8 protein-coding genes are annotated in these 10,665 nt (G+C 45.3%); 3 read left to right on the top strand and 5 right to left on the bottom strand.

All coding sequences use genetic code 11. The annotated features are described in order from the left end of the window. Window positions 1-431: 431 nt before the first annotated feature. From MMG82_RS13525 to cysK, 3 genes are all read right to left on the bottom strand, one after another. Entirely contained in the window at window positions 432-1,427 is a 996-nt protein-coding gene (locus MMG82_RS13525; RefSeq protein ID WP_037419806.1) for a TDT family transporter, read from the bottom strand. A gap of 119 nt (window positions 1,428-1,546) precedes the next feature. Continuing rightward, window positions 1,547-2,623, bottom strand: coding sequence for a methyltransferase (locus MMG82_RS13520; RefSeq protein WP_069455210.1), 1,077 nt, complete (start codon window positions 2,621-2,623; stop codon window positions 1,547-1,549). Window positions 2,624-2,843: 220 nt separating this feature from the next. After that, window positions 2,844-3,812, bottom strand: coding sequence for a cysteine synthase A (gene cysK / locus MMG82_RS13515; RefSeq protein WP_037419818.1), 969 nt, complete (start codon window positions 3,810-3,812; stop codon window positions 2,844-2,846). Window positions 3,813-4,058: 246 nt separating this feature from the next. Between cysK and MMG82_RS13510 the strand changes: the two genes are divergently transcribed. The 3 genes from MMG82_RS13510 (at window position 4,059) to MMG82_RS13500 (ending at window position 7,089) form a co-directional block, all read left to right on the top strand. Continuing rightward, a complete protein-coding gene (locus tag MMG82_RS13510) occupies window positions 4,059-5,351 on the top strand; it encodes an RDD family protein (RefSeq protein ID WP_037419821.1) in 1,293 nt (430 codons plus the stop codon). Further along, complete coding sequence (locus tag MMG82_RS13505; RefSeq protein ID WP_144346158.1) at window positions 5,348-6,469, top strand: beta-ketoacyl-ACP synthase III; 1,122 nt, start codon at window positions 5,348-5,350, stop codon at window positions 6,467-6,469. The genes MMG82_RS13510 and MMG82_RS13505 overlap by 4 nt, the downstream gene beginning before the upstream one ends. A 170-nt stretch (window positions 6,470-6,639) precedes the next feature. After that, complete coding sequence (locus MMG82_RS13500; RefSeq protein WP_047535194.1) at window positions 6,640-7,089, top strand: hypothetical protein; 450 nt, start codon at window positions 6,640-6,642, stop codon at window positions 7,087-7,089. Between the two features lie 59 nt (window positions 7,090-7,148). On the opposite strand, the gene MMG82_RS13495 is transcribed toward MMG82_RS13500, so the two are convergent. Next, the gene (locus MMG82_RS13495) at window positions 7,149-9,509 is read right to left on the bottom strand and encodes a carbohydrate binding family 9 domain-containing protein (RefSeq protein ID WP_052183970.1); all 2,361 of its coding nucleotides are present in this window, start codon (window positions 9,507-9,509) and stop codon (window positions 7,149-7,151) included. A 186-nt stretch (window positions 9,510-9,695) separates the two neighbouring features. Further along, entirely contained in the window at window positions 9,696-10,475 is a 780-nt protein-coding gene (cysZ, locus tag MMG82_RS13490; RefSeq protein ID WP_037426752.1) for a sulfate transporter CysZ, read from the bottom strand. Window positions 10,476-10,665 lie beyond the last annotated feature (190 nt).

Here is a 10,665-nt window from a genome sequence, read left to right as displayed (position 1 = left end):
GCGTTTAATCTTTTTTGCTAATGAAAACATGGCTTTTGTTTGTTTTTGTTTGTTAATTTGTTTTTTATTTGTAAAAATTGAAAGCATTTGTAATAAAAAAATAATCATACTTTTTCAGTATGTGTAGATTTAAATTTAAGCAATATTAAATATACAGATTTTTATGCGGTATTTTGGAGTCTTTAATGTTGAAAATATCTTAACGAAAGGATTTAAGAATGGTTTTATAAAGCTGTTATAGCCTTTATTAAATTTTTGAGAGTTCTTTTTACTTTGTCAGTCTAAAGTTTTGTGAGTGAATTGATGGTGTGGATTTTAATTTGAAAAGGAGTGAATATAAATTCACTCCTTATTTTATTCTGTATGTAGTGTTATTAAATTTTTATTTAGTACGTTAAGTAGTCAAATACACTTACCGTATTTTATGCCTATTACTTAAGTTCAACTATAGTTGTGTCAATATTGGCCATTGGGTTGGGTAGATAATGAGTCAAATACCGAAGAGCGACGTAGGCAACGACGACAGTGGCTACACCGAGTTCAAAATCTGCCAACAACCTTACCCATTGAGTGAGATCGGTCATTTGACTAAATTGCTCAAGCCAGTGAGCGGTTTTAAAGAGTGCAGTAGCACCGATCACCATGGGGAAAGTAAAGGCTGCATAACCAGGGCTAAAGGGCAATTTAAGTAAATGGAAAAAAGCAAGGTAGATAACCGCTGTCATCAAAATAGCAATACTTGCTAATAAGGCGACTAAGGCGATTGATGGTTGCTCACAAACCGTTAAATAGCCTGCAAGTGATAAACTTGCGGGAGCAGCAAGGATGGCAATAGTGGGCTTAGCTGCGTCAGGAATCGCTTGACAAAAGATCAAGCGATAGAGCATCAGTGGCAGCATGACTAAATAGGCGATCATACCGAAGGCTAAAATGGTGTTAACTAACCAAGGTTCACCATTGCTGGGGAAAGACACAGCAGCCACTATGATGCCAATGGGTGGCACAAACCAGCTAGGCACCATATGTTCGAGTTTGAAGTCGATAGCACGATAGTAGATAAAGGCGCCTAAAAATACGATATGAATCGCAATGGCGGCTAACCAAAGGGCTAATCCCGCATGGGGAAAATAGTGACCGAGCAGGTTAGACACTACCATTAATGCCATGGCAAAAGTCGGTATTACGCTGCCGACGACGGGATGGCTAAGTTCATTTTTGAGCACTGTAGGATGCAGCAAAAACTTACCGGCTAGCATTAGTAACAGTGCTGAGGCAATAATTGCACCGATTAATTGACCCCAGCCATTCAGTGAAGGCATTACACTTTCCCAAGTCCACCCTAAGCTTGCGATTGCGAGTGCGAGTCCGCCCATAGGGCTAGGTAATTTTGCGGCCTGTGCGGTCCAACGTTTACGCTTTGAAGTCATATTACTTACCTCTCAACACTGACATTAATTCGATGTATCTATTTGTTAATGTCAGTGTATGACTAAGGTATAAATAAATAAAATTGATTAATTTTACTCATTGATTCAGTTTTTATTAACTAGCAAGGTTTTCGTTTACAACGAAGCAAAGTATGCCCAAGCCCAATATTGTCAGTATCCTCATCGACATATAAACCTGCTTGATGCAGCAAGGCCATCAAGTCCTTAGAGTGGTACATTCGACTATTGCCATTGGCCATTGCGGTGAAGTACAAGCTCGTGGCGTTAACACAATAGGCCGAGGCGGCAGAAGGCTGTCTATCCCAGAAGGTTTCGACAATAAACAACTGACTATTGGCTGTCATCGCATTTGCGGTGCGTTGCAAAATGCTTAAGATTTGCGCCTTAGAGAAGCAGTCAAGAAACTGACTCATCCAATAGGTATCAGCACCTTCAATAAAAGGGCGCGACTCATCGAGTAAGTCGGTGGCAAAGGTATGGACTCTATCGGTAACGCCATGTTTTGCAGCATTTTCTTTGGCAATGGCTAATTGCCCTGGAAAGTCCATCAGGGTCACTTCAACCTTAGGATCGAATTTGCAGCAGCTTAGAGCCCACTTTCCGGTGTTACCACCAATATCGACTAAGTGTTTTGGACTATGGGCAAAGACTAAGGGTAAAAGCTGCGGAAAAGCATGATCAGAATAATAATGATCAAATGCAAACCAACTCTCTTTTGCGGCGTGAGGCAGATCTTTCAATGCGGGATAGATAGTTTGCCAGTCACCAAATACACTCAGCCCCGCGGGTTTACCAGTGAGTAGCGCCTTATCCAGCGTAAATAATCCCTGATAACATACATCCTGCACAAAGTTGAGGTTGATTGCTGCCATATCATCATGCAGTAAAAAATGACCTGTTTTATCGAGGACATAGGCGTCTTCGTTAAGCCATACCAGCCCCATGCTTAGTCCCATATCCAATAACACCCCAAGGGCGTATTCACTCAACAGGTTCGTTTGGGCTAATTTCGCTAAGGTCACCCCTTGCTCACCAGCCTTATCAATAGTGGCTAGCACTTCAAATTTGAGTAAACAATGCGCGACCTGAAAACTCACGGGTCCAAAGGCAATTTTCTGTGCCTCAAACTTAGCATCAAAGGCGCTTAACGCTTTTGGATTTTGGTAGAAAGACATAAAAGACTGACGTTAATCTTGGAGAGGGCTATTTATAGCGGACTGAATTGTTAAAGCTAGCATTGCACGGAAAAACTATGAACTGTGTCCAATTTCACCAATAAATCAGGCTCTTGATAGAAAAAATATTCGTTCGAAAGAGATATGCATGGCAAGAATTAACTGGCAGGCATAAAAATACCCAGACGGAGCTGGGTATTTTTATCAACAAGTGATGAGATTACTGAATATTTTCTTCGTCGCCAAATTGGCCTTGGAACAATACTGATGATAAGTAACGCTCGGCAGCTGAAGGCAGGATAACCACAATGTTTTTATCCGCAAACTCAGGCAGGGCAGCGATACGGTTAGCAGCAACTACTGCTGCGCCCGAAGAAATACCGACTAAAATGCCTTCTTCTTGCATCAAGCGACGGGCCATGTCGATAGCTTCATCGTTAGTGACGGTTTCAACGCGGTCGATTAACTCAAGATCTAAGTTACCTGGAATAAAACCAGCGCCAATACCTTGAATTTTGTGTGGACCAGGTTGTACGGGTAATCCCGCTAAGGTTTGGGTAATAACCGGTGAATCTGCGGGTTCTACCGCGACAGAAGTAATGGTTTTGCCTGCAACTTTCTTCAGGTAACGGCTCACGCCAGTGATAGTACCACCAGTACCTACACCCGCAACAAACACATCCACAGCACCATCGGTATCGTTCCAAATCTCTGGACCTGTGGTTTTTTCATGGATTTCTGGGTTAGCAGGGTTATTAAACTGCTGCAGCATAATGTATTTTTCAGGCGCTGATTGACGGATTTCCTCCGCTTTATCAATCGCACCTTTCATGCCTTTTGCGCCTTCAGTCAGCACAAGATTTGCGCCTAAAGCTTTAAGCAGCTTACGACGCTCTAGGCTCATAGTGTTTGGCATCGTTAACGTCAGCTTGTAACCACGGGCGGCGGCTACATAAGCTAAGGCAATCCCGGTGTTACCTGAGGTAGGCTCAATCAGTTCATGATCTTTGGTGAGCAGGCCTTTTTTCTCGGCATCCCAAATCATATTGGCACCGATACGGCATTTGACACTGAAACTTGGATTACGTGCTTCGACTTTTGCGAGCACTTTACCTTGGCTTACGCGGTTTAAACGCACTAACGGGGTGTTGCCAATAGTATATGAATTGTCTTCGAAAATTTTGCTCATGGATTGCTTGCTCCTATGTTTGCACTATTGAATCATAATCGCCTGTGGCGTATTTAGAAGTGATTGTTTGTTCTTCTTTATTCGATTAAGTTATTAAAGACGTCGCTGTTATTCGTAAAGCCAGATTGGTCGTGGGTTTAACTGTGTTAACCTCTTGCTAACATCAATAAAAATTGCAATAGAACGAGAACAGTCATTTGATGTTTTGGTGATAAAAGCGCTAATCGGAATCGGATTTCAACCATTATGAAGCAACAACAAACAGATGTGGGCAAAGATCCTAGAACTATGGTCACCCCTAAGGCATTTACTATTGCCGAATCGGTACTTTATACCCCGTTAGCAACACCATTTAAGCGGGCGCTAGCGATATTAATCGACGGTTTATTTATCACTATTTTAGCCGAGCAAATGGATTGGCTGTTTGTTCTGCTGGTGGTGGGGATTATTTATATCGAAAAACGTAGCCGGCAGTTTGGCCGCTTTCTCAAATGGGGCCTCTATGCCGCCATGCTAGGGTTAATGCTCTTTAGCTCGGCGGGGAATTTGTGGGATTTGCATCAATCGAATCAATCGACTCGCGAAAAGGTCTCCGCGCCCCAGGATATTCAGGCTGTTGTTAAGGCGATTCCTGGCCTTGTCTCCCTCGGACTCTGTGAAAATACGGATTGTGCCCGTGAACAAATCCGTTCTTTGCAACAGACGCTCGAAACTCAGACGCTGGAAAATGTACCCATTGAGGGCATGTCGGCAGCTGAGCGCCGCGATATGGTATTAGATACTTTAGCTAGCACGGATTTATCCGAGGCTGATAAAACGCAGTTACGTGATGAAATCATGGCGGGCACTCTCTGGCCCGAGGTGAAAGTGTTTGAAGTCACTCTCGATTCAGCCACGGATTCAACAACACCATCACAATCACCAAAACCAAGTCATTTGCTTGATGACAAGCTTGAACGTAGGGCGAACCCAGTGTCTGAACCACAAGCCGATGGATTAGCTAACGCGCATACCGATAAACAAGCCGCAGATGAAGATCTTAATTCCGTGCGTCAAGCGGAAAGTAACAACACCGAAAACGCCGATGAGGAGGAAAGTGATACCCGCAGTGTGCTGGCGTGGATTAAAGGCTTTATGAGCGATATGGGCTTAGGGTTTGGTTGGGCAGCATTTTACTTTACCGTGTTTACCGCCAAATTTGATGGTCAGACCTTAGGTAAAAAACTATTAGGTATTCGCGTTATTCAACTTGATGGCGCTAAAATCAGCCTCTGGACCGCTTTTGGCCGTTATGGTGGCTATGCGGCGGGCTTTACGACAGGCTTACTTGGCTTTATCCAGATTTTTTGGGATGCCAATCGGCAGGGGATCCAAGATAAGATATCTTCCACAGTCGTGATAGACTTAGCGCAAATGCATAAAAAGCAACAATTAGAGCAGCAACAGGCGCAGGCTGAACACGCATTAGCCGCCGTGCCAACACAGAATAATGCGACGTCTGCTCACCTTACAACAAGCACCCGTTCGGAGCACCTATGAAACAGGTCGTTATTTCTGGCAGCGGTTTATTTACGCCGCCACACAGTATTTCAAATGAAGCTTTGGTGGAAAGCTTCAACGCCTATGTCGATATGTTTAACCTTGAAAATGCAGGATTAATTGAGCAGGGCCATGTCGCGCCGCTGTCTTATTCCTCCAGTGAGTTTATCGAGAAAGCCTCGGGCATCAAGCACAGATATGTGATGGTTAAAGACGGTATTCTCGATCCTGAAATCATGATGCCGCTTATCCCTGAGCGCAGCAGTGACGAGTTATCTATGCAGGCCGAAATTGGGGTTGAGGCGGCATTGATGGCACTGAAACAAGCGGACGTGAAGGCCGAGCAAATCGATTTAGTGATCGTTGCCTGTGCTTATACGCAGCGCGCTTATCCGGCAATGGCGATTGAAATCCAGCGAGCACTCGGTACTCGTGGCTATGGATATGATATACAGGTTGCCTGTTCTTCGGCCACCTTTGCCATTGTGGCTGCCGCCAATGCGATTGCGACTGGCTCGGCGTCGCGCGTGTTAGTGATTAATCCCGAAATTTGTTCGGCGCAGGTGAATTACCGTGACCGTGACAGTCACTTTATCTTCGGGGATGTCGCAACCGCTATGGTGCTCGAAGAGCAAAGCCTAGTGGCCGCGAGTAAAGGCTTTAATATTGTTTCAAGCCGTTGTTTTACTGACTACTCGAACAATATTCGCAGTAATTTTGGCTTTCTCAATCGCTGCGATCCAAGTTCGGCGCATCAGGCGGATAAGCTATTCCACCAACAGGGGCGCAAAGTCTTTAAAGAACTGTTGCCGATGATTTATCAGCATTTAGATGAGCATCTGGCCGAGCAATCCCTCACGCCGCAGTCCTTTAAGCGTTTGTGGTTGCATCAAGCCAACATCAATATGAACCTGTTTGTGGTGAAAAAACTGCTAGGGGATGAGGTGACGCCCGATCAGGCACCCGTGGTGCTCGATGAGTATGCCAATACCGCTTCCGCTGGCTCTGTGATTGCTTTCCATAAATATTCCGCTGACTTTAATGCGGGCGATTTAGGGCTATTAAGCTCTTTTGGTGCGGGTTACTCCATCGGTAGCGTGATCCTGCAAAAACGCTAAATCGACAAAAGCCCCATTGCCAGCAATGGGGCTTTTGCTTTTATATCAGCACATTGGTTAAACGGCTTGATGTCGTACCTTAACCGAAAATGCTTTTAATTAGACAAGGCAGTTAACAGCCTTAAAAACAGTTTTTTAAAGCCTCAGTTGCAATACGAGAACCTGTCACCATGACGCTTCTTTACCCTGATTCGGATATTCCGTTCCATCCCAATCCTGGCTGGTTTCTTGGCGCCTTTAATTGTTATGACCGCGAGGAAACGCTCGGGGAAATACTCAATCGCTACGATCCTTTAGATCCCGTGCAGCTGCAAGCGCTGTACGATGCTTATGTGTTTGATGAGTTTGGTGAACAGTTGGGATTTACCTCTGCCCACAGGGCTGCAATGGCGACAAATCTAATCGCTGCGCTGAGCGAGACAAACCATGATTTCGCCATTTATTTAGCGATTGATGAGAGTGAGGAGGAATGGTGTTTCCCTTCTGAGTGGGTATTCCCGCGGCCACGTTATCCCTTTGAGCAGGCGTATCTTGCGCTGCTGCAGCATTTTGGAGTGGAGCTCACCGCAATGGGGATTGCGCTTCCTAGCCCAAGCTTATTGGGTATCCATGAGTCTTAGCTAGAATTCTGATTTAAGCCCACAAGCCTTGTTGTGGGCTTTATGCTAAACCTTTCTGCCTAGAGCAACCAGGCGTAGCTTAGCTTCATAAAATAGGTCTTCTCGTCCCGAGTGAGCCGCGTGAGTTCATCATCCGAGGTTAAACTGTCGGAATAGCCCAAATAGAACACACTCTGAGGATTGAGTTTGTAGCCGTAGAGGATTTCATTGCCTAAATGTGCTGCTTGGCTATCGGGATTGGAATACAGATAGAGCGCAAGATTACGTTCAATTTGGGTATAAATGCTCGATAGGCGAATAAAGCTGTGCAAACTCAACTGCCAATGAAGGCGCATATCCGTGAGGTTTGCGGTAAATAATCGGTCCTGCTCGATTTCCATTTGTTGGTACTGGTGAGAAATTTCTACCGATAAACCGTTGGCAATTTTCCAATTGAATATCGGATTGATTAAGGTGTTGGTGCCTAATCTATCATTAAGAAAATCAATCTCATCGCCGTAATGGATCTCCAGCTCAAGGCTGAGGGCTGAAATCGGCGTAATGGCTCCGTAAAGCCAGCCTTGAGTTTCCTCATATTGATTGCTGTTACCTATTACGGCGAGTTGCGCTGTATTATGGCGTGGTCCGACCCGCTCACGGGTTTCTACCCCAAAGGACAATTCACTTTGTAGTGCGCCATACATTTCCCAAAAGATCTCAAATTCTTGCTCGAGTAGCTCTCCCGCTTGATTGTGGGTGATATCCCAGTCACCACCAAATTTTATCTTGTTAAACACCACTTGCGGATACCAAATTAAGCCACCGCCAGCCATAAAGGTGCGATAGTCAATTTTCTCTACAAAGCCCAAATCGGCACGAAAATTAGGGGAAACATCGTGATATTCGCTGTAGGCAAACCAATCGCGGGCATTGTGTTCATAGGTCAGTTGATACAAGGCGCCACTAAAATCCTCATCTGATTGGCTACGTAATACTTGTTCATTCACTTGGCATAGGCCAAATTCACAGTTTAAGGGCGTTTGACCGCAGAGTAGCCCTTCTGTGAGTTCTCCCTCCACATTGCCACAAAATTGTTGGTACAGGGCTGTGGGGTAACGTGTCTGGGAATGGGCGACCTGAGCGGTCAATATATCTTGCTCAGTAGGCTGGTATTTGGTATCTAAACTTATGACATAATTGTGGTAATCATTATTATCATCGGTTTGTACAGCAAATTCAGTCAGTTGATTGTCGGCACTGCTCTTTGCCGTGATAAGACCCCCAAAGGAAAAGGTTTTATCCATATCGAAGCGGTAACGCGCAGCCAGATTGAGGCTTTCCTCTGCTAATGAGGTGACCTCTGAACTTAAATTACCCGGCATTAAAAAGGTGGCTTGGCTGTCATTGGCGGCCAGCAGTGCCCAGGTGTGTTGCTCGGTTTGGCTGGTGAGTTTGAGTCCGTAATCCGGTGATACGATATTGCGGGTATGTAGCAGATTCACTTGGGTATCGAAGTAGTCTTTATTATCGAGGAAGAAGGGGCGTTTTTCGTCGTAAAACAATGCGAAAGTACTGTTAATATCGAGCTGACCCGCATCGGATTCGACTTGAGAGAAATCGGGGTTAATGGTTGCATTCAACAAGGTGCGGGCATTCATTCCCCAGCGTAAATCAAACCCAGGTTCATAGTCCGTATCTGTTTGCCAACCATGTGCAGTTTTATGTTCATTGCGAGTTGCTACAAAAGCGGGAGTAATTTGCAGATCTTGCCCTTGCTTGGCTGAAGCTAAACCTGTGGCGACACCGAGCTGACAGAGCTGGCAACTGATGTTGCGGTCAATTTTATGGGTGGAGAGACGATGGTTTTCATTACGTGGATAGTAGCGAATAAGCTCAAATCCCCAGTCTTGAATGGGCTTTTTATCGTCAAAGTTGAATAGCCGTAATGGCAGTTCGACTTCCACCTGATAGCCATCGGCGGTGATTTTACCGGCGGTTTTCCAAATGCCATCCCACGCTTCGCTCTCTTCGCCCGTGAGTTCATTCTCTATCGAGTCTAGTTGCACGCCCAGCGGGTTGATAAAAAACTGATAGGCCAAGCGTGCGTTATTGAGGGTATCGAGTTTGATCCCCACCAGATCATCACCCCAGAGATTATCCCTGTCCTTGAGAGTGGCACGAATGCGTTGAGGCTGACTGTCTTTGGCGATAAAGGCCACAAATAGGCTGGTTTGGGTGGCGTAGATTCTGGCCTCGGTATAAACCGGAGCGGCAGTGTTTTCTCCGGGCTGAGTCTCATAGCGCAACTCGGCCAGCGCCGCGTGCTGCCACACTGCCTCATCAAATTCACCATCAATCTCGGCGGTATCCGTTAAGGTTGGAATCGTTAACTGAAATTGGCTAACTGAGCCGGCCTGACTCGGTAAGCTCAGAAACATCATGCTCGATAGCAGAAAGGGGAGAAACGTCTTCAACAACTGGGCCCAAAATAATCCGTAAATTACGCGCAGTGTGCCAGAAGTTTTGAGTTAACAAGAATGAGTAATTGTTACAAGGATTGTATTTAAATTGGATTGAGTTAGAGCCAAAGCGCACTGGATGGCATGCATCCAGTGCGATAAGGAGGATTATTCAGGTGCGACCACAGGATTACGGTAGGCTTCACGGTACTTATCGACCCACATGGCGGTGGCGCCACAAATAGCCACAGGCATCACAATAAAGTTCACCACAGGGATCATCGAAAACAGTGTCACTGTTGCGCCAAAGCTGAAACTGGTGCCGCGGGTTTGATTCAGTGCAAAGCGCATATCCTTGAAGCTCACCTTGTGGTTATCGAAGGGATAGTCGCAGTATTGAATCGCCATCATCCAAGCACTGAATAAAAACCACAGAATAGGCGCCAAGGTTTGCCCGACCATTGGCACTAAAAATAGCAGTAAAAATACCAATGCACGGGGCAGATAGTATTTCAGCTTGATCCATTCACGGCCAAGAATGCGCGGTAAGTCTTTGACTAAGTCCATGCCTGAACCGGTATGCATGGGTTTGCCGGTTAATAGTTGTTCAACCTTTTCGGCCAGTAAGCCATTAAAAGGCGCGGCTAGCCAGTTCATCACTGAGCTAAACACAAAGGCTAGCATCACCAACATAGTGACAACCGCCAGTGGCCAGAGCAGAAAGTTAAGCCAGCTTAAATACTCAGGCAGTTGGGCATTCATCCAAGTAAAGAGCAGATCGAGCTGACCGACTGCCACATAAATTACGGCGGCAAAAAGTAACAGGTTAATCATTAAAGGAATAAATACAAAAGTACGAAGACCTTTACGTGTGATCAAACCAAAGCCATCGAGAAAATAATTCACACCACTTTTAGCCTGTGAGGGCGAGGGAAATTTCTGTGTCATATCGTCATTCCAAGAAAGTTGAGATACAGCCTGAGAGACAGATAAGTACGATTGTGATCAACTCGTCGCGAGATGACAAGCTAAAAGCCGCATGAATTCAATAAAAAGCGTTACAAAATGCAGCTTGCTTTGTTAAAGTTGGCCTCAGAATTCTATGACACGACTCGGGCTAATATTGGCCTGCACCGAT

It is taken from the genome of Shewanella sp. MM_2022_3 (assembly GCF_022557375.1).
In the GTDB taxonomy this organism is placed as follows: domain Bacteria; phylum Pseudomonadota; class Gammaproteobacteria; order Enterobacterales; family Shewanellaceae; genus Shewanella; species Shewanella xiamenensis.
The sequence above is the reverse complement of the archived record's forward strand: the minus strand, read 5'-3'. Positions and strand labels throughout refer to the sequence as shown.

Bases quoted from the DNA above. Each gene is read 5' to 3' on its own strand.
- MMG82_RS13525 (WP_037419806.1), bottom strand. From the start codon at position 1,427: ATGACTTCAAAGCGTAAACGTTGGACCGCACAGGCCGCAAAATTACCT.
- MMG82_RS13520 (WP_069455210.1), bottom strand. From the start codon at position 2,623: ATGTCTTTCTACCAAAATCCAAAAGCGTTAAGCGCCTTTGATGCTAAG.
- cysK (WP_037419818.1), bottom strand. From the start codon at position 3,812: ATGAGCAAAATTTTCGAAGACAATTCATATACTATTGGCAACACCCCG.
- MMG82_RS13510 (WP_037419821.1), top strand. From the start codon at position 4,059: ATGAAGCAACAACAAACAGATGTGGGCAAAGATCCTAGAACTATGGTC.
- MMG82_RS13505 (WP_144346158.1), top strand. From the start codon at position 5,348: ATGAAACAGGTCGTTATTTCTGGCAGCGGTTTATTTACGCCGCCACAC.
- MMG82_RS13500 (WP_047535194.1), top strand. From the start codon at position 6,640: ATGACGCTTCTTTACCCTGATTCGGATATTCCGTTCCATCCCAATCCT.
- MMG82_RS13495 (WP_052183970.1), bottom strand. From the start codon at position 9,509: ATGATGTTTCTGAGCTTACCGAGTCAGGCCGGCTCAGTTAGCCAATTT.
- cysZ (WP_037426752.1), bottom strand. From the start codon at position 10,475: ATGACACAGAAATTTCCCTCGCCCTCACAGGCTAAAAGTGGTGTGAAT.